Annotated in this window: 17 protein-coding genes; 7 read left to right on the top strand and 10 right to left on the bottom strand. The window is 64.1% G+C overall.

Going from position 1 to position 17,801, the window contains the following annotated elements; translation table 11 throughout:
• Positions 1-48: 48 nt before the first annotated feature.
• Both ACOCG7_RS28770 and ACOCG7_RS28765 read left to right on the top strand, forming a co-directional pair.
• The gene (locus ACOCG7_RS28770; RefSeq protein WP_114163199.1) at positions 49-1,332 is read left to right on the top strand and encodes an MFS transporter; all 1,284 of its coding nucleotides are present in this window, start codon (positions 49-51) and stop codon (positions 1,330-1,332) included.
• Positions 1,333-1,517: 185 nt separating this feature from the next.
• Entirely contained in the window at positions 1,518-2,111 is a 594-nt protein-coding gene (locus ACOCG7_RS28765) for a nitroreductase family protein (RefSeq protein ID WP_176035825.1), read from the top strand.
• 55 nt (positions 2,112-2,166) lie between these two features.
• Here the strand turns inward: ACOCG7_RS28765 and ACOCG7_RS28760 are convergent, their stop codons facing one another.
• Positions 2,167-3,642: an MFS transporter gene (locus tag ACOCG7_RS28760; RefSeq protein ID WP_073430984.1), complete on the bottom strand. Its 1,476-nt coding sequence runs from the start codon at positions 3,640-3,642 to the stop codon at positions 2,167-2,169.
• A gap of 191 nt (positions 3,643-3,833) precedes the next feature.
• On the opposite strand from ACOCG7_RS28760, the gene ACOCG7_RS28755 reads away from it, so the two are divergent.
• Positions 3,834-5,084, top strand: coding sequence for an Hsp70 family protein (locus tag ACOCG7_RS28755; protein ID WP_114163198.1), 1,251 nt, complete (start codon positions 3,834-3,836; stop codon positions 5,082-5,084).
• Positions 5,085-5,197: 113 nt separating this feature from the next.
• Here the strand turns inward: ACOCG7_RS28755 and ACOCG7_RS28750 are convergent, their stop codons facing one another.
• Positions 5,198-5,401: a cold-shock protein gene (locus tag ACOCG7_RS28750; RefSeq protein ID WP_007180251.1), complete on the bottom strand. Its 204-nt coding sequence runs from the start codon at positions 5,399-5,401 to the stop codon at positions 5,198-5,200.
• A gap of 420 nt (positions 5,402-5,821) precedes the next feature.
• Here ACOCG7_RS28750 and ACOCG7_RS28745 point away from each other — a divergent pair, with 420 nt between their 5' ends.
• Entirely contained in the window at positions 5,822-7,417 is a 1,596-nt protein-coding gene (locus tag ACOCG7_RS28745; RefSeq protein WP_114163197.1) for an APC family permease, read from the top strand.
• Positions 7,418-7,511: 94 nt separating this feature from the next.
• Here ACOCG7_RS28745 and ACOCG7_RS28740 read toward each other — a convergent pair whose 3' ends face one another.
• From ACOCG7_RS28740 to ACOCG7_RS28710, 7 genes are all read right to left on the bottom strand, one after another.
• On the bottom strand, positions 7,512-8,297 hold the full coding sequence (locus ACOCG7_RS28740) for a DODA-type extradiol aromatic ring-opening family dioxygenase (RefSeq protein WP_114163196.1): 786 nt from the start codon (positions 8,295-8,297) through the stop codon (positions 7,512-7,514).
• Between the two features lie 112 nt (positions 8,298-8,409).
• A complete protein-coding gene (locus ACOCG7_RS28735) occupies positions 8,410-9,006 on the bottom strand; it encodes a UbiX family flavin prenyltransferase (RefSeq protein WP_114163195.1) in 597 nt (198 codons plus the stop codon).
• A 28-nt stretch (positions 9,007-9,034) separates the two neighbouring features.
• Positions 9,035-9,346 (bottom strand): Grx4 family monothiol glutaredoxin, encoded by a 312-nt coding sequence (grxD, locus tag ACOCG7_RS28730; protein WP_073430989.1) that lies wholly within the window; start codon positions 9,344-9,346, stop codon positions 9,035-9,037.
• 115 nt (positions 9,347-9,461) lie between these two features.
• The gene (prmC, locus tag ACOCG7_RS28725) at positions 9,462-10,337 is read right to left on the bottom strand and encodes a peptide chain release factor N(5)-glutamine methyltransferase (RefSeq protein ID WP_114163194.1); all 876 of its coding nucleotides are present in this window, start codon (positions 10,335-10,337) and stop codon (positions 9,462-9,464) included.
• Between the two features lie 7 nt (positions 10,338-10,344).
• Positions 10,345-11,427, bottom strand: coding sequence for a peptide chain release factor 1 (gene prfA / locus ACOCG7_RS28720; RefSeq protein ID WP_073430991.1), 1,083 nt, complete (start codon positions 11,425-11,427; stop codon positions 10,345-10,347).
• A 122-nt stretch (positions 11,428-11,549) separates the two neighbouring features.
• Entirely contained in the window at positions 11,550-12,836 is a 1,287-nt protein-coding gene (gene hemA / locus ACOCG7_RS28715; protein WP_154874869.1) for a glutamyl-tRNA reductase, read from the bottom strand.
• A gap of 62 nt (positions 12,837-12,898) precedes the next feature.
• On the bottom strand, positions 12,899-13,609 hold the full coding sequence (locus ACOCG7_RS28710) for a response regulator transcription factor (protein WP_114163192.1): 711 nt from the start codon (positions 13,607-13,609) through the stop codon (positions 12,899-12,901).
• 204 nt (positions 13,610-13,813) lie between these two features.
• On the opposite strand from ACOCG7_RS28710, the gene ACOCG7_RS28705 reads away from it, so the two are divergent.
• From ACOCG7_RS28705 to ACOCG7_RS28695, 3 genes are read left to right on the top strand one after another with little or no spacing between them, the layout of a single operon-like run.
• Entirely contained in the window at positions 13,814-14,068 is a 255-nt protein-coding gene (locus tag ACOCG7_RS28705) for a hypothetical protein (protein WP_073430994.1), read from the top strand.
• 19 nt (positions 14,069-14,087) lie between these two features.
• Positions 14,088-15,902, top strand: coding sequence for an aminopeptidase P family protein (locus tag ACOCG7_RS28700; RefSeq protein WP_114163191.1), 1,815 nt, complete (start codon positions 14,088-14,090; stop codon positions 15,900-15,902).
• Between the two features lie 31 nt (positions 15,903-15,933).
• Entirely contained in the window at positions 15,934-16,557 is a 624-nt protein-coding gene (locus tag ACOCG7_RS28695; protein WP_073430996.1) for an HAD family hydrolase, read from the top strand.
• A gap of 77 nt (positions 16,558-16,634) precedes the next feature.
• On the opposite strand, the gene ACOCG7_RS28690 is transcribed toward ACOCG7_RS28695, so the two are convergent.
• A complete protein-coding gene (locus ACOCG7_RS28690) occupies positions 16,635-17,759 on the bottom strand; it encodes a DUF748 domain-containing protein (protein ID WP_114163190.1) in 1,125 nt (374 codons plus the stop codon).
• Between the last annotated feature and the right edge of the window lie 42 nt (positions 17,760-17,801).

Below are 17,801 nucleotides of genomic sequence, written 5' to 3'. Positions count from 1 at the left end.
CGAATGCGAACGGCGCCATTCTTGTGAGCGGTGTCGACTGGAGAACCGATGAACTGGGCAGCGAGACTGATTGGCGGACGTTTCCACTATGGCTGGTTGACTGTCGCCGTGGTGTTCCTGGTATTGCTGGCGGCGGCGGGCACGCGCGCCACGCCGAGCGTGATGATGGTGCCGCTCGAGCATCAATTCGGCTGGAGCCGGGCGACGATCTCGCTCGCGATCTCGGTGAATATCGCGCTCTACGGGCTGATGGGGCCGTTCGCGGCGGCGGCGATGCAGCGCTTCGGCGTGCGTCCCACGTTGCTGGCCGCGCTCGGCACGATGGCCGCAGGCGTGGCGTTGTCGTCGCTGATGACGCATCCATGGCAGATGGTCCTGATCTGGGGCGTAATGGTCGGCGGCTCGACGGGCGTCGCGGCGCTGTCCTTGTCCGCGACGGTGGTGACGCGCTGGTTCACCACGCGCCGCGGCCTCGTCATGGGCATTCTCACGGCCAGTTCGGCCACCGGCCAACTGGTGTTCCTGCCGATGCTCGCGGCCATCGCCCAGCACCACGGCTGGCGCCCGGTGGTGTGGGTGGTCGCGCTGGCGGCGGCGATCGTGTTGCCGCTGGTCGCGTTCCTGTTGCCGGAGCGCCCGGCCGACATGAAGCTGCGTCCGTACGGCGAACCGCACGACGCGCCCGTCGCAGCGCCCGCTACGAAGCAGAATCCGTTGGCAATCGCTTTCGGCACGCTCGCCATGGCGAGCAAGACGCGCGACTTCTGGCTGCTGTTCTTCAGTTTCTTCATCTGCGGCGCGAGTACCAACGGTTACGTCGGCACCCACCTGATCGCGATGTGCGGCGACTACGGCATGACCGAAGTGCAGGGCGCGTCGCTGCTCGCCGCGATGGGCATCTTCGATCTGTTCGGCACGACGCTTTCCGGCTGGCTCTCCGACCGCTTCAATAGCCGCGTGCTGCTGTTCTGGTACTACGGGCTGCGCGGCTTGTCGCTGATGTATCTGCCGCACGCGTTCGGCATCGACTTCTTCGGCCTGCCGCTGTTCGCGGTGTTCTACGGCCTCGACTGGATCGCCACCGTGCCGCCCACCGTGCGTCTCGCCACCGACGTTTACGGCAAGGAAGCGGCGCCGGTGGTGTTCGGCTGGGTGGTCGCCGGTCACCAGTTGGGCGCGGCGTTCGCGGCGCTCGGCGCCGGCATGCTGCGCGCGAGCCTCGGTACGTACACGGTGGCGTCGATGATTTCGGGCGGCCTGTGTCTCGTCGCCGCCGTGATCGTGTTGCGCATCAACCGGCCCGCCAAGGTGCCGGAACCGCAGGCGATCTAAGGTCGCGCCCCGCGCGCGGGGTACGGCGAAGCGAAGCCGGACCAACGGCCCCACTGGGGCCGTTCGCATTCCAGCCGACGCAAAAACCAACCCGCATAGGATGAAGCGCGCGCGGCGAAGCCCGGTTATGCTATGTGACCCCGGGCAGCCGCCCGTCGACCATGAATTTCGACCGAGAGAAGCGCATGACCAACAAACCCGCCCCTACCGAAGTCGCCATCCACGAGTTGATTGCAGGCCGCTGGAGCCCGCGCGCTTATTCGAGCGAGCCGGTGAGCCGCGACAACCTGCGTTCCGTGCTCGAGGCGGCTCGCTGGGCGCCGTCTTCGTATAACGCGCAGCCGTGGCGTTTCGTCGTATTCGACCGCAGCGTCGACGAAGTCTCGTTCAAGCAGGCCTTCGCCACGCTGGTGCCGTTCAATCAGGGCTGGAATGCGCAGGTGCCGGTGCTGATCGCGGTGACCACGCACACGCTCACGAGCAAGGGCGAAGTGAATCGCTGCGCACCCTACGATGCGGGCGCGGCGGCGATGGCGCTGGTGTTGCAGGCGCACGCGCTCGGCCTCGCCGCGCATCAGATGAGCGGCTTCGATCCGAACGCGTTCCGCGCGGCATTCCAGCTCCCGAAGGACGTTGAAGTGATCGCGATGATCGCGCTTGGCCATTACGGCGAGGTCGACAAGCTGGACCCGGTGCTGCGTGAGCGGGAGAAATCGGCGCGTCAGCGTCTGCCGCTGGCGGACATCGCTTACGGCGGCGGCTGGAAGAAGGCCTTCTGAGCGGTTCGCCGCCCAGGCGGTGATGGAAAAACGCGCGGCGCCGACCGCGCGTTTTTTATTCCTCGTCGTCCAGCACGCTCGACAGCGGCCTCGCGACGTGCTCGAGCGACCTGCGCTCGGCATCCACGCCCCAGATCGCCGCGATCACCGCGGCCGCGAGCATCAGCGCCGAGCCGACCAGATAGCCCGAAAACACCTCGCTGCGCTGATGCGTGTCGATCAGCCTGCCGAAGAACGCCGGGCCCGCGATGCCGCCCAGCGCCGTGCCGAATGCGTAAAACACCGCGATCGCCAGCGCGCGGATCTCCAGTGGAAACGATTCGCTGACCGTCAGATACGCCGAACTCGCGGCCGCCGATGCGAAGAAGAAAATCACCATCCATGCGATCGTCTGCGTGACGACGGTGAGCATGTGCTGCTCGAACAGGTAGCCGCTCAGCGTCAGCAGAACCGCGGATATGCCGTAGGTCGCCGCGATCATCTTGCGCCTTCCAATGACGTCGAAAAGCCGGCCGAGCACCAGCGGTCCGAGGAAATTACCGAGCGCGAAGGGCAGCAGATACCAGCCGATATGCGCGGGCGGCACCTGGTAAAAATCGGTGAGCACGAGCGCGTAGGTGAAGAAGATCGCGTTGTAGAAGAACGCCTGCGCGGTCATCAGCGACAGCCCGACCAGTGCGCGACGCCGATGCACGTTGAAAAGCGTGTGGAACACCTCGCGCAGCGGCGTATGTCCGCGTGCGCGCAGCCGCAGCGCAATGAGTTCGTGGTCCACGAGCGTGTGACCCTCGCGACGAAAGCGCGTTTCGAGCGCTTCGACGATCGAGCGCGCGTCGGGCTCGCCGCCGCGGGTCAGGAGCCAGCGCGGGCTTTCCGGCACCCAGACACGCATCGGCAGAATCACCAGCGCCAGCACCGCGCCGATGAAAAAGCACGCGCGCCAGCCCCAATCAGGCGGCAGCAGATTCGGATCGAGCAGCACCAGCGAGCCCGCCGCACCCAGCCCCGCGCCGACCCAGAAGGTGCCGTTGATGCCGAGATCGGTCCAGCCGCGCACGCGGGCTGGCGTGAATTCCTGGATTGTCGAATTGATCGCCGTATATTCCCCGCCGATACCCGCGCCGGTCAGAAAGCGAAACAGCAGGAAACTGGCCAGATTCCACGAAAACGCGGTTGCCGCGGTGGCGGCCAGATAGAGCGCGAGCGTGATGAAGAACAGCTTGCGACGGCCGAGCCGGTCGGTCATCCAGCCGAAGCCGAGTGCTCCGAGCACGGCGCCGGCGATGTAAGCACTACCGGCGAGGCCCACGTCCGCGTTCGTGAATTGCAACGTGGGGCTCGCCTTCAACGCGCTCGCCACCGCGCCCGCCAGCGTCACTTCGAGACCGTCGAGCAGCCACGTCACGCCCAACGCCACGACGATCAGCGAGTGAAAGCGGCCCCACGGCAAGCGGTCCAGCCGCGAAGGCAGATCCGTTTCGACGACGGCGGTGTTTTTTTCGCGGACGGCGGCGGTTGGCGGCGCGCTCATTGCTCAAAGTCTCCTCAATGTCATAAATTGGCGGCGTAACCTGTTGGCGTGAGCAATTTGCGTTCCGCCCGACAGGCCTGTGGGTTTTGTTGCGGATGCGCCGGAAGCGTCAGTTGATGCCCGTTGGGATTTCGTGATACAAAGCCGCTCCCCCCTTCTGTCCGCGCCAGCCGTGAGCGGCGATTCCTGCCATGAACTATTGCGCGATCGACTTCGGTACTTCCAACTCGGCCGTGGCTGTCCCCGACGGGGCGGCGCTGAAGCTCGCGCCGGTCGAGGGCGCCTATTCGACGCTGCCCACCTCGGTGTTTTTCAACACCGACGAAGACACCCGCGAATTCGGGCGGGCCGCGCTGGCAGCGTATATCGACGGTTTCGACGGCCGCCTGATGCGCTCCATGAAGAGCATTCTGGGCTCGCCGCTCGCCGAGAATTCGACCGAGTTGGGCGACGGTTCGGCGATCAAGTACACCGAGGTTATCGCGATTTTTCTCGATCACCTCAAGCGGTCGGCGGAAAAAAGCGCCGGCGGGCCGATCAATCGCGCGGTGCTGGGCCGCCCGGTGTTTTTCGTCGACGACGATCCGCGCGCCGATCAGATGGCGCAGCAGCAACTCGAAGCGGCGGCGCGCTCGGTCGGTCTGCGGGAAATTCACTTTCAGTATGAGCCGATCGCCGCCGCGTTCGACTACGAATCGCATCTGACGGCGGAAGGACTCGTGCTGGTGGCGGACATCGGCGGCGGCACCTCGGACTTTTCGTTGGTGCGCGTCGGGCCGGAGCGGATGAAGCGCGTCGAGCGCAAGGACGATGTGCTGGCCCATCATGGCGTGCACGTCGCGGGCACCGATTTCGACCGCCGCGTCGAATTGGCGACGATCCTGCGCGAACTCGGCTATCAGGCGCTCGACCCGGAAGGCCGCGAAATTCCGAACCGGGTTTATTTCGATCTGGCGACCTGGCATCTGATCAACACCGTCTACGCGCCGAAGCGCGTCGGCGAACTCGCGCTGATGCGGCATCTGTTCACCGAGGTCAAGCATCACGACCGCCTGATGCGTGTCGTGGAGCGCCGCCTGGGGCATGCGCTCGCGGCGCACGCCGAAGAGGCGAAGATCGGCGTGGCGGCGGGCGGCGAAACCGTGATCGATCTCGACGAAGTGGAAGACGACCTGCGCCTCGCCTTCGACGAAGCGCAGTTGATCAAGGCCGGCCAGGACGAGACGCGCCGCATCGTGCAGGCCGCACGCGACACGGTGCAGGCGGCCGGCATCGCCACGCGCGACGTCAGCGCGATTTACTTCACGGGCGGCTCGACCGGTTTGGCGTTTCTATCGGGTGCATTGGCGGCTGCATTTCCAGACGCCAAAGCGGTATTCGGCGACCGTCTCGCCAGTGTCGCGACAGGCCTCGGTATTCACGCGCGGCGTCTGTTCGGATAAACCCGAATCACCAATCACATACTGCGAAGATAATCAGCGCATAGCATTGCGACGAATATAAAAAAAAACCCCGCCGAGGCGGGGTTTTTTGCGTCCTGAAGGGAGCGCTCTGCTTACACCGGCTTGATGTTGGCAGCTTGCTTGCCCTTCGGGCCCGTCTTCACTTCAAACGTGACCTTTTGGTTTTCTTGCAGCGTCTTGAAGCCTTCCGTGCGGATTTCCGAGAAATGCGCGAACAGATCTTCGCCGCCGCCGTCCGGCGTGATGAAGCCAAAGCCCTTTGCGTCATTGAACCACTTGACGGTACCGGTTTCCATATTACTTGTTCCTAAAGATGGTAAATAAGGCCGAAGCCCAATGGGTGCATGAAAATCAAGGAAGGGGGTAATGGGACCAACCGGAGTACCGTTGATGGGCGAACTACGAAAGACCAATTCACTCGCCGCTTGAAATCCTGCCCGGACGTTATACGGCGATTTTGAGAGAAGGTCAACACTCTCGCCGCATCTTTACAAAATTTCGGTATGGCAAGGTGGGACGTCCTTACAAAGCTTTCCGTTTGTCTGATCTTTTTTGTCAGGGACAACCCTTGGTTTGGCTGCAGGCGGCGGGGGCAACCGTTAAACTACGCGCCCCGCACCGGGTTGCGCCGGTTGCGCATGCATGCACGTCACCGTCCGCAGCGTCACAAGCGATGTCTCGCGGTGCCGACACATGGTTCTGATACAGGAGAGGATGTGAAAAGTTCTATACAACGGAACATCGGGCCGTTTGCGTTGCTGCTGACCGGCCTGGGTTCGATCATCGGCTCGGGCTGGCTATTCGGCGCGTGGAAAGCCGCCAAGATCGCCGGTCCTGCCGCCATTTGCGCATGGGTCATCGGCGCGGTCGTGATTCTCGCAATCGCGTTGACCTACGCCGAACTCGGCGCGATGTTTCCGGAATCGGGCGGCATGGTGCGCTACGCGCGCTATTCGCATGGCGCGCTCGTGGGTTTCATTAGCGCGTGGGCAAACTGGATCGCCATCGTCTCGGTGATTCCGATCGAGGCCGAGGCGTCCATTCAGTACATGAGCACCTGGCCCTATGCATGGGCGCAGGCGCTGTTCGTGAACGGGGAATTAACCACCGATGGGCTCCTGCTGTCCGCCGCGTTGGTGGTGATTTACTTCTTGCTGAATTACTGGGGCGTGAAGCTCTTCGCTCGCGCCAATTCGGCCATCACGATCTTCAAGTTCCTGATTCCGGGCGCGACGATTGTCGGCTTGATGATGGCGGGCTTTCACAAGGAAAACTTCGGCGAAGCGAGCACGTTCGCGCCGTACGGCTGGTCGGCGGTGTTGACCGCGGTGGCGACGAGCGGCATCGTGTTCGCGTTCAACGGTTTCCAGAGCCCGATCAATCTGGCCGGCGAGGCGCGCAATCCGAGCAAGAGCGTGCCGTTCGCGGTGATCGGCTCGATCCTGCTCGCGCTGGTGATCTACGTGCTGCTGCAGGTTGCGTATATCGGCGCGGTGAGCCCAAGCGACGTGATGAAGGGTTGGGGCCATTTCAACTTTGCTTCGCCGTTCGCCGAACTGGCGATCGCGCTGAACCTGAACTGGCTCGCCATCCTGCTCTACGTCGACGCGTTCGTCAGCCCGAGCGGCACCGGCACGACCTACATGGCGACCACGACCCGCATGATCTATGCGATGGAGCGCAACAACACCATGCCGAAGATGTTCGGCAATGTGCACCCGTTCTACGGCGTGCCGCGTCAGGCGATGTGGTTCAACCTGCTGGTGTCGTTCATTTTCCTGTTCTTCTTCCGCGGCTGGAGTTCGCTTGCGGCGGTGATTTCGGTCGCGACCGTGATTTCGTACCTGACCGGCCCGATCAGCCTGATGGCGCTGCGCCGCGCGGCGACCGACCTGGAGCGTCCGCTGCACATTGCGGGCATGCAGATCATTGCGCCGTTCGCCTTCGTGTGCGCGTCGTTGATCCTGTACTGGGCCCGGTGGCCGCTGACGGGCGAGATCATTCTGCTGATGGTCGTGGCGCTGCCGGTGTACTTCTACTTCCAGGCGAAGTCCGGTTTCGGCGGTTGGGGACGTGATCTGAAGGCGGCGTGGTGGCTCGTGGCCTACCTGCCGATCATGGCCGTGCTGTCGCTGATCGGCAGTAAGGAGTTCGGCGGTCTGGGCGTCTTGCCGTACGGCTGGGACATGCTCGTGGTGATCGCGTTCTCACTGGTGTTTTATTACTGGGGCGTGCGCAGCGGGTATCGCTCGGAGTACCTGGACGAGCGTGACATTCACGACGAGGTGCTCGAAGAGATGGCGGTGCATTAACGGGCCGCGATTCGATTGGTGTTGGCATTCGTATGAAAAAGCCCGCCTTGAGCTTGACTCAAGGCGGGTTTTTTTACGGGCGTCACTTTTGACGTCACGCGCTGCCAAACACGTAATTCGTCATGGCGAGCGCACGCTGATAGGTGCCGAGCGATTGAATCGCCAGCGAATAATCGTCGTCGGCGGCGCCCAATGCGGCGAATACGGGCAGCAGATGCTCGTCGGTCGGATGCATCAGCGCCGCGTGCGGCGCCTGGCGACGGTAGTCGAGCAGCGCGTCGAGGTCGTGTGCCGCAAGCTTGTCCTCGAACCAGCCGGTGAATTCGGCGACGCGCGGGTCGGCGTCTTCGGGGCGCGCCGAAAAGTCGGCGGCGCGCAGGTTGTGCGTGATCTGACCGGAGCCGATCACCATCACGCCTTCGTCTGTCAGCGCGCGCAGCGCACGGCCGATGCGGAAGTGATGCGCCGCGTTCATGTGCGGCTGGATCGACAATTGCGCGACCGGCACGTCGGCGTCCGGGAACATCAGCAGCATCGGCACCCATGCGCCGTGATCGAGGCCGTGCGGTTCGGTATCGGCGGCGATGTCGTTTTGACCGAGCAGCAGGGCGGCACGGCGCGCCACATCGGGCGCGCCCGGCGCCGGATACCGGATCTCATATAGCTGACGCGGAAAACCGTAGAAGTCGTGGATGGTGTCCGGCGCCGTGGACGTGCTTGCCACCGGTCGCGCCGTGCCCCAGTGGGCCGACAGCATCAGCACGGCTTCGGGACGCGGCAGTTGCGCGCCGAGCACGCCGAATTCGGCGGACGGCAGCGAGGGGTCGATCGGCAGCGTGGGCGCGCCGTGGGAAAGAAAAAGCGAAGGCAGGCGGTTCATGGTAGCAACGCAGCCGGGTGCGGCGGCGCGGAGATTGGATTGCTACCAATATAAGTCCGCACTGATCTTTGATAAACGGCGGAAAGCGGAATTGATTGCGTCGCAATCGTTACTAATCCGCGCCGTGCAATCCTTGCCACGCCGGCGACAAGGCCGGTCCGAGCGCGAACAGATCCAGCACGCGCGACACGGTGTGATCGACCATCTCGTCGATCGACTTGGGTTGGTTGTAAAAGGCGGGCAAGGGTGGAAAGATGACGCCGCCCATTTCGGTGACGGCCGTCATATTGCGCAGATGCGCGAGATTGAACGGCGTTTCCCGCACGAGGAGAACGAGCCGGCGGCGCTCCTTCAGCGTGACATCGGCGGCGCGCGTGATCAGATTGTCGGAAAAACCGTGCGCGATGCTCGCGAGCGTTTTCATCGAGCAGGGGGCGACCACCATGCCTTCTGTCGCGAACGAGCCGGATGCGATGCTCGCGCCCACGTCGCGCACCGAATGGACGACATCCGCGAGCGGATGCACGTCATCTTTGGACAACTGGAGTTCGTGCCGGATATTGAGCCAGCCAGCGCTGGAAATCAGCAGGTGGCTCTCGACGCCGCCCAGCTTGCGCAACGTCTCGAGCAAGCGGATGCCGTAGATGGCGCCGGTCGCACCGGTGATCGCGACGATCAGCCGGCGTGGCGCCGCAGTGGGTGTTTCCATGGCTCGCGGCGCCTTGTGGGGCAAAGGCTCAGGCCGCGGCAAACAATTGCTGCAGTTCGCCCGATTCGTACATTTCCATCATGATGTCCGAGCCGCCGATGAATTCGCCCTTCACGTAGAGCTGCGGAATGGTCGGCCAGTTCGAGAACTGCTTGATGCCCTGGCGGACTTCGTCGTCTTCGAGCACGTTGACGGTCTTGAACTCGCCGACGCCGCACGCCTTCAGGATCTGGACGGCGCGGCCCGAAAAGCCGCACATCGGGAACTGAGCGTTGCCCTTCATGAAGAGCACGACGTTGTTCTCGTCGACGATTTGCTTGATGCGTTGTTGCGTATCCATGACTGACCTTGCGGTTCCGTGATGTGTGGGGAATAGGCTGAAATGATAGCGGATTTCGGTAAGACCAGCGCCGGGCCGCTTTATCCATGCGCCGGATAAGGCTATCCGCGAAGCGTCAGCCGAGCCACCGTCCGCCGCTGATTCGCTCGATACCGGCAAGATCCCGCTCCGAGCGCACTTCCTCGAAATCGCGCGCTGACAGGAGCGCGCGAACGGCTTCGGCCTGATCGTAGCCGTGTTCGATCCACAATACGCCGTTGGCGCTCAAACGTGTGGGGGCGCCACCGATAATCGCGCGGATTGCGCTGAGGCCGTCGGCTTCGTCGGTGAGCGCGCCGCGCGGCTCGAAGCGCAAATCACCTTCCGACAGATGCGGATCGCCGCTCGCGATATACGGCGGATTGCTCACGATCACCTCGAAGCGCAGTGCGGCGTCGAGCGAGTCGTACCAGTCGCTATGCTGGAATACCACGGCGCCGCCGGGACGGTTGGCATCCAGCAGGCGGGCGGCATTGCGGGTTGCCACCGCGAGCGCTTCCGAAGAACGGTCGAGCGCCCAAACGCGCGCGTCCGGCCGCATCGACGCAATCGCCACCGCGATAGCGCCCGTGCCGGTGCCGAGGTCGAGCACGCGCGGCCGCGGGAGCTTGTCCATCGCGCTCAGCGCGGTTTCTACAAGCAGTTCGGTTTCAGGACGCGGAATCAGCACGTCGGGCGTCACTTCGAACTCGAGCCCGAAGAATTCGCGTGCGCCGATCAGTTGCGCGACCGGCTCACCGGCTACGCGTCGCGCTTCCAGCGCCCGGTAACGCTCGACCAACGCGCCGGCGAGCGGTTCATCGCCGCGCGTAATCAATTGCGTATGCCGCCAGCCGAGCACGTGCGTGAGCAGAACCCGCGCTTCGAGCGGCGGCAGCGGCGAGGCGCGCAACAGCGCGGCGGGTGTAGCCGGGCTCATCCGCGGCCCGTCTGCTTTCGTCTGCCGACTCATTCGCGCTTCAATCCGCGTCGCCGAGCGAGGCCAGCAGTTCAGCCTGATGCTCGCTGACGAGAGCCGCGATCAGTTCACCGAGGTCGCCGTCCATGATCGCCTCCAGGCGATACAGCGTCAGATTGATCCGGTGATCCGTTAAACGCCCCTGCGGAAAGTTGTACGTGCGGATGCGTTCCGAGCGGTCGCCCGAGCCGATCAGGCTCTTGCGCGTGGCCGCTTCCTTCGCCTGCTGCTCGTGCGATTGCTTGTCCTTGATGCGCGCGGCGAGCACCTTCAGCGCGCGGTCCTTGTTCTTGTGCTGAGAGCGGTCGTCCTGGCATTCGACGACGATCCCCGTCGGCAAGTGCGTGACGCGCACCGCCGAATCGGTTTTGTTGATGTGCTGCCCGCCGGCGCCGGATGCACGGAACGTGTCGATGCGCAGATCGGCCGGATTGATCTCGACTTCGCCGATTTCGTCCGCTTCCGGCATCACCGCGACGGTGCAAGCCGACGTGTGGATGCGGCCCTGCGTTTCGGTCGCCGGCACGCGCTGCACGCGGTGGCCGCCCGACTCGAATTTGAGCTTCGAATACGCCGCTTCGCCGGCGATCCGCACGATCACCTCCTTATAGCCGCCGAGATCCGATTCGCTCGCCGACATCATCTCGACCTGCCAGCGATTGCGTTCGGCAAAGCGCAGGTACATGCGCAGCAAGTCGCCCGCGAACAGCGCGGACTCGTCGCCGCCCGTGCCCGCACGGATTTCCAGGAAGATGTTGCGGTCGTCATTGGGATCTTTCGGCAGCAGCATTTTTTGCAGTTCGCCGCCGAGCGTGTCCATGCGTTCGCGGGCCGCGCGAATTTCTTCTTCGGCGAAATCGCGCATCGACGCGTCCGCCAGCAGTTCCTGGGCGGTCTCGGCGTCGTGCATGGCCTGGCGCCACAGCGCGTATTGCTCGACCACCGGCCCGAGCTCGGCGTGTTCGCGCGTGAGCTTGCGGTATTGGTCGAGATTCGAGGTGATGTCCTCGCGGCTCAACAGATCGTTCAGTTCGGCCAGCCGGGTAGTGAGCTGGTCGAGCTTGCGTTGCATGCTCGTTTTCATCGGACGGGTATCGGAGCGGGCTCCGGCAAGGACGGCAACTAGGGAGTGGGCGAATGCCCGGATCAGAAGCACGTCACGGGCCACTTGCAAGTGGCGCGGACAGCGCGGCGATGATTGCGCCGCTAACGCTCGGAAGAACCCGAGTGTTTGTAGAAGCCGCTCATCAGTTCAATGAGCGTGTCACGGTTGTCGCTGCTCGCGCGATTGAGCGCGTGCGTGGGCCCGTGGATCAGCTTGTTGGTGAGCGCCTGTGACAGCGCCTCGAGCACGGCGGCCGGATCGTCGCCGCGCGCGAGCATCTTCTGCGCGCGTTCGACTTCGGCGCGGCGCAGCACGTCGGCCTGCGTATGCATGTGGCGAATCACCGGCACGATGCTGCGCGCGTCGAGCCATTGCATGAAATTCTGCACGCGCGTTTCGATGATCGCCTCGGCCTGCGCGACGGCAGCCTGGCGCGACGCATTGCCTTCGCGGACGATCGCGCCGAGGTCGTCGACGGTGTATAGGAAGACGTCCTCGAGCTGGCCGACTTCGGGTTCGATATCGCGCGGAACGGCCAGATCGACCATGAAGATCGGCCGGTGACGGCGCGCTTTCACGGCCCGCTCGACCGCGCCCAAGCCGATGATCGGCAAGGTGGAAGCGGTGCACGACACGATGATGTCGAACTCATGCATCCGCGTGGGCAGTTCGGACAGGGGAATCGCCCGGCCGTTGAAGCGCTCCGCGAGCCGCGAGCCGCGCTCGGCGGTGCGGTTTGCGACCACCAGTTCGCGTGGCTGCTGCGCGGCGAAGTGCGTGGCGCACAACTCGATCATTTCGCCGGCGCCGATGAACAGCACGCGCTGATTCGACACTTTGTCGAAGATTCGCTGCGCGAGCCGCACGGCGGCAGCCGCCATGGAAACCGACTGGGCACCGATTTCGGTGGTGCTGCGCACTTCTTTCGCGACGGCGAAGGTGCGCTGGAACAACTGGTTCAGATAAGTGCCGAGCGCGCCGGCCTCGGAAGCAGTGCGTACCGCGTCCTTCATTTGCCCGACGATTTGCGTCTCGCCTAACACCATCGAATCGAGCCCCGATGCGACCCGAAAGGCATGCCGCACCGCTTCCGACTGGGGCAACGCATAGACGTGCGGCGCAAGTTCGTCGATAGGCAGATTGTGGTATTTCGAGAACCACTGGATCGCGGCTTCGCGCGCGGCGTGGTCGTCGGTTGCGCAATAGAGCTCGGTGCGATTACAGGTGGACAGAATCGCCGCTTCCGGCGCCGTGCGGGCCGTGCGGCCGAGCCAGATGCTTTTGAAGGTGTCGAGTGCGGGCTTGATCTGTTCGAGCGGAAACGCCACGCGTTCGCGCAAGGCGACAGGCGCGGTGTGGTGATTGATTCCGATCGTTAGAAGCTGCATATGGGGGGCTATGGTTTAGCTGAATATTATAGCGTTTTCACCATTCTTACATTGAGCCCGCGTCATGCAGCTTTCGCGGCGGCCTCCGGCGGGAGCGCGTCGAGTTGATAGCCGTAGCCATATAGCGGCGTCAGGCAATAGCCGTGCTCGGGGCGTAACTGCAATTTGGTCCGCACGCGCGACGCATGCGTGTCGACGGTACGCGACCGTACGTCGCGCCGGCACGCCCAGACGGTTTCGAGGATATGCGCGCGCGATACCGGCCGCGACAGATTGTTGAAGAGCAGGCGCGCGAAGCGGAATTCCTTCGGCGTCAGCGTGACCGTCTGATCACGGAAAGTGACGCCCAGTTGCGCTGCGTCGAACGCGTAGCCGCCGATGACGTCGCGCCGCCGGTTGGGCGGGCGCCGCAGGCCGGCGCGCCGCAGCAGGGCGTCGACCCGCGCCAGCATCTCCGGGCCGCTGACCGGTTTACTGACGCAGTCGTCGGCGCCCGCGTGCAGCGCGGCCACGATCTGGCTTTCGCGCGGCGCCGACATCAGCACGATCACCGGCAAGCTGGGCAGGATGGCGCGGGCGCGGGCAATCACGTCTTCGGCGGAATGGTCGCCGGCCCAGCTTTCGGTGATGAGAAGGTCGAAGAATTCGTCCGCCGCGCGGCTCAGAAACGGTGTGCTCGCGGTGAAGTGCTGGCACACATGGCCGCCGGCGAAAATCAACTGGCCGACCAGTTTGGCGTGGCGCAGGTCCGGCTCGATGAGGGCGATTCGCATGGCGTGCTGTCAGCGTGGCAATCAGCAGGAACCAGGTTTTCTCGTAAGGCTTACAGCTTGCCTAACATCACCCCGACCCCTAAACTCAACCGCTATGCGGAAAGCGCCGTGCTGAACCTCTAGAGTTAATGAGACAAGAATGCTAGCTGTCCAGTCCCCCTGCGCCCATGAGATAAATCTGAAACTGCGCGAGACCCGCCGCTAATGGGTTGGCCCGGAATTGTGGTTCTGGGGTCGGCGATCGGCCTTGCGGGCTGGTGGCTGCATCCGCTGCGCCGTTCGAGCCGAACCCGATGGTGGGTGGCGCTCCTGACCGGACTGCTCGGCGCCGCTATCGCGCGCATGGCCGGCAACGTGACTGGTCTCTTCCATGACGGCGATCTGCTCGAATGGCCGGTGTGTACCGGCATCGCGTTGATCGCCGTTGCCGTGACGGTCGGCTTGCTGTCCCGTCGATGAATATTTGCAGGTGACTCTGATGAATGCCCGACTCCCCGAAACCTCCCCCATCCCCGAACGGCTTGCCACACTTCGCAACGTCATGGCGCGCGAAGGCGTCGCCGCCTACCTGGTGCCGTCCGCTGATCCGCATTTGTCTGAATACTTACCGGGCCGTTGGCAGGGCCGGGAGTGGCTGTCGGGTTTCACCGGCTCGGCCGGTACGCTGATCGTGACCGCCGATTTCGCGGGCGTCTGGACCGACAGCCGCTATTGGGAGCAGGCCAATGCGCAACTGGCCGGCACCGGTGTCCAGTTGATGAAGATGACCGGCGGCCAGCAGACCGCCCCGCATTTCGAGTGGCTCGCGCAGAACGTGGCGGCGGGCGCCACGGTCGGCGTGGACGGCGCGGTGCTCGGCGTGGCGGCGGCGCGCGCCCTGACCCAGGCGCTCACCGCGCACGGCGTGAAGCTGCGTACCGACGTCGATCTGTTCGACGCAATCTGGCCGCAGCGTCCGTCGCTGCCGGCCGACGCCGTGTTCGAGCACGCCGCGCCGCATGCGAGCGTCGCGCGTTCGGAAAAGCTCGCGCAGATTCGCCGCGCGATGGCGGAAAAGGGCGCGCAATGGCATTTCGTCTCCACGCTCGACGACCTCGCGTGGCTGCTCAACCTGCGCGGCGCCGACGTGAGCTACAACCCGGTGTTCGTGGCGCATGCGCTGATCGGCGTCGACCACGCGTCGCTCTTCGTCGCCGACGGCAAGGTGCCGCAGGCGTTGGCCGACGCGCTGGCGCGCGACGGTATCAGCGTCGAACCGTATGCCAAGGCCGCAAACGCGCTGGCCGCGCTGCCCGCCGGCAGCACGCTGCTGATCGATCCGCGCCGCATCACCTACGGTTCGCTCCAGTCGGTGCCGTCAACGGTAACGGTGGTCGAGGCGGTCAACCCTTCCACCTTTTTCAAGTCGCGCAAGACCGAGGCCGAAGCCGCCCACGTGCGCGAGACGATGGAGCAGGACGGCGCGGCGCTCGCCGAGTTTTTCACATGGTTCGAAGGCGCGTTGGGCCGCGAAACCATTACTGAACTGACCATCGACGAACGCCTCACGGCGGCCCGCGCGCGCCGTCCCGGCTTCGTCTCGCTGAGCTTCGCGACGATCGCGGGCTTCAACGCGAACGGCGCGATGCCGCACTATCGCGCCACCGAGGAATCGCATTCGGTGATCGAGGGCAACGGGCTGTTGTTGATCGATTCCGGCGCGCAATATCTGAGCGGCACCACCGACATCACGCGCGTCGTGCCGATCGGCACCCTCAGCGCGGCACAGCGGCGCGATTTCACGATCGTGCTGAAAGGCACGATGGCTTTGTCGCGCGCGAAATTCCCGCGCGGCATCCGCTCGCCGATGCTCGACGCGATCGCCCGCGCGCCGATCTGGGAAGCCGGCGCCGACTACGGTCACGGCACCGGTCACGGCGTGGGTTACTTCCTCAACGTGCATGAAGGCCCGCAGGTGATTTCGCACTATGCGCCGGCCGAACCGTGGACCGCGATGGAAGAGGGCATGATCACGTCGGTCGAGCCGGGCATCTACCGTCCGGGCAAGTGGGGCGTACGGATCGAAAACCTCGTGCTGAACGTGCCCGCGGAACAAACGGAGTTCGGCGACTTCCTCAAGTTCGAGACGCTCACGCTGTGCCCGATCGACACGCGTTGCCTCGATCTGGCGCTGCTGCGCGAGGACGAACGCGCGTGGCTCAACGCGTACCACGAGATGGTGCGCACGCGTTTGTGGCCGCACGTGTCGGGCGACGTCCGCGCATGGCTGGAACTGCGCACGCAACCCATCTGATCGCCGCAATTGCGTGGCTTACGGAGAGTGCATGGCAATCAAGGCAGTCGTGTTCGATTTCGGCGGCGTGCTGATCGACTGGAGCCCCGAGTATCTTTATCGTCAGCTGATTCCTGACGAAGCTGAGCGCCGCTGGTTTCTCACCCACGTTTGTTCGATGGACTGGGTGATCCGTCAGGATGGCGGCCAGCCGATCGTCGAGGCCACGAACGAATTGATCGCCAGGTTTCCCGATCACGAACCGCTGATCCGCGCGTTCTACGAGCGCTGGCACGAGATGGTCGCCGGCGTGCTGGAAGAAGGCGTCGCGATCATGGAAAAACTCGAAGCCGCCGACGTGCCGCTGTTCGGGCTGACGAACTGGTCGGCGGAGACGTTTCCGTATGCGTGGGAGCATTACCCTGCGCTGCGGCGGTTTCGCGACATCATCGTGTCGGGGCGGGTGGGGCTCGTGAAGCCCGATCCAGCGATCTTCGCGGCAATGCGTGAGCGGATCGAGCTACAAATGCCGGGCATCGAGCCCGGCGAACTCGTCTTCATCGACGACAACCAGAAGAATGCGGAAGCGGCAATCGCGCTCGGTTGGCACGGCGTGCATCACATCAGCGCCGCGCAAACCGAAGCGAAGCTGCGCGAGTTGGGGCTGCCGGTTTAAGCAGCGGTGTTGTTCAGGCGAAGCGGCGACGCAACGCGTTTGCGCTCTCGCCTCTATAAGCTTTGCGCCGGCTTCCACTACTGCCCCAGCAGATTCTTCAACGCGTTACCCAACCCTTTCACCGTTTCCCCCGCGCCTTTCGCGACGCCCTCGACGCTTACGCCCAACGCTTTGGCAAACCCGGCGGCAATGCGCGTCATCAGACTTTCCTGCACCGAGAACTTCGGGTCGCGCAGATTTCCGTCGAGCACGAAATGCAGCGTGATGTCGTCGTTGCGCGCCTTGAGCGCCGCGACCGCCGCTTTCGTGGGAATCGACATGAAGGTGTCGAGCGGATTGCCGCTCTCGGCGAGTTGCAGACCGTGGACCGTCATCGTGCCGGGCGCGTGCAACTGGTCATTGCGCACCGTCGATTCGACGGTGAGATCGATCGTGCCGCCCGTCACTTGCGCCTTCGCGCCGGCCTTTTTCAGCAGGTACGGATCGAGCATCACCACATCGACGCCATGCAGTTTGCTGACGGTTTGCGAGTCCTTGTTCGCGACCTTGATCCAGCCGCCGAACGACACCGTGCCGGTATGCGCCGGGCCTTTGATCGACCCGGTGACGTCGACGCTGGTCGGTTCGCTGAGCGCCGGCAGATGCAGGTGATCGACGGTGGCATTGGCGTTGCTGACCGTCACTTTGAAAGCGGGCGGGCCGACCGTCATGTCGTGGAAATGGAAGTTGCCCTGCTCGAAGCGAATGTGATCGACCAGTTTTTCACGCGATGCCGGCGCGGCGCTGCGGCCGACGTCGTCCTTGCCGTCGGCGTTGAGCGACTGGCGCAGATTCGGCAGCAAGCGGATCGTGCCGTCCTTGCTGCGCAACACCGCCATGTCGAAGCCGCGCACCACCACGCTGCGGATATGCATGCGCCGCGCGATCAGGTCGCGGATATCGGGCGTGAGGATGATTTCGTCGGCTCGGAGCGGATCGCCGGCGGGCCAGCCGGGCGGCGCCTTGAGCAGAACGTGACTGAGATGAACGGAGGTCAGACCGACGCGGATGCTTTCCGCGCTGCCAAGCGGACCGAGCGCCGCGATCACACGTTCCTTGACTTCGCGCTGCGCGAATTGCAGCGCGCCGACCACGGCGACGATCAGCACCAGCAGCACACCGCTCATCGAAACGAGCCAGCGCTTGCTCTTGGACATCGCCATGCTTGCCTCCTCGTCACCGCGTCGTGCAGTGCGGCTGTGATC

The sequence above is a fragment of the Paraburkholderia sp. DD10 genome, from assembly GCF_049177125.1.
In the GTDB taxonomy this organism is placed as follows: Bacteria; Pseudomonadota; Gammaproteobacteria; order Burkholderiales; family Burkholderiaceae; genus Paraburkholderia; species Paraburkholderia terricola.
This window is presented reverse-complemented; position numbering and strand designations above follow the sequence as displayed.

Bases quoted from the DNA above. Each gene is read 5' to 3' on its own strand.
- ACOCG7_RS28770 (WP_114163199.1), top strand. From the start codon at position 49: ATGAACTGGGCAGCGAGACTGATTGGCGGACGTTTCCACTATGGCTGG.
- ACOCG7_RS28765 (WP_176035825.1), top strand. From the start codon at position 1,518: ATGACCAACAAACCCGCCCCTACCGAAGTCGCCATCCACGAGTTGATT.
- ACOCG7_RS28760 (WP_073430984.1), bottom strand. From the start codon at position 3,642: ATGAGCGCGCCGCCAACCGCCGCCGTCCGCGAAAAAAACACCGCCGTC.
- ACOCG7_RS28755 (WP_114163198.1), top strand. From the start codon at position 3,834: ATGAACTATTGCGCGATCGACTTCGGTACTTCCAACTCGGCCGTGGCT.
- ACOCG7_RS28750 (WP_007180251.1), bottom strand. From the start codon at position 5,401: ATGGAAACCGGTACCGTCAAGTGGTTCAATGACGCAAAGGGCTTTGGC.
- ACOCG7_RS28740 (WP_114163196.1), bottom strand. From the start codon at position 8,297: ATGAACCGCCTGCCTTCGCTTTTTCTTTCCCACGGCGCGCCCACGCTG.
- ACOCG7_RS28735 (WP_114163195.1), bottom strand. From the start codon at position 9,006: ATGGAAACACCCACTGCGGCGCCACGCCGGCTGATCGTCGCGATCACC.
- grxD (WP_073430989.1), bottom strand. From the start codon at position 9,346: ATGGATACGCAACAACGCATCAAGCAAATCGTCGACGAGAACAACGTC.
- prmC (WP_114163194.1), bottom strand. From the start codon at position 10,337: ATGAGTCGGCAGACGAAAGCAGACGGGCCGCGGATGAGCCCGGCTACA.
- prfA (WP_073430991.1), bottom strand. From the start codon at position 11,427: ATGAAAACGAGCATGCAACGCAAGCTCGACCAGCTCACTACCCGGCTG.
- hemA (WP_154874869.1), bottom strand. From the start codon at position 12,836: ATGCAGCTTCTAACGATCGGAATCAATCACCACACCGCGCCTGTCGCC.
- ACOCG7_RS28710 (WP_114163192.1), bottom strand. From the start codon at position 13,609: ATGCGAATCGCCCTCATCGAGCCGGACCTGCGCCACGCCAAACTGGTC.
- ACOCG7_RS28705 (WP_073430994.1), top strand. From the start codon at position 13,814: ATGGGTTGGCCCGGAATTGTGGTTCTGGGGTCGGCGATCGGCCTTGCG.
- ACOCG7_RS28700 (WP_114163191.1), top strand. From the start codon at position 14,088: ATGAATGCCCGACTCCCCGAAACCTCCCCCATCCCCGAACGGCTTGCC.
- ACOCG7_RS28695 (WP_073430996.1), top strand. From the start codon at position 15,934: ATGGCAATCAAGGCAGTCGTGTTCGATTTCGGCGGCGTGCTGATCGAC.
- ACOCG7_RS28690 (WP_114163190.1), bottom strand. From the start codon at position 17,759: ATGGCGATGTCCAAGAGCAAGCGCTGGCTCGTTTCGATGAGCGGTGTG.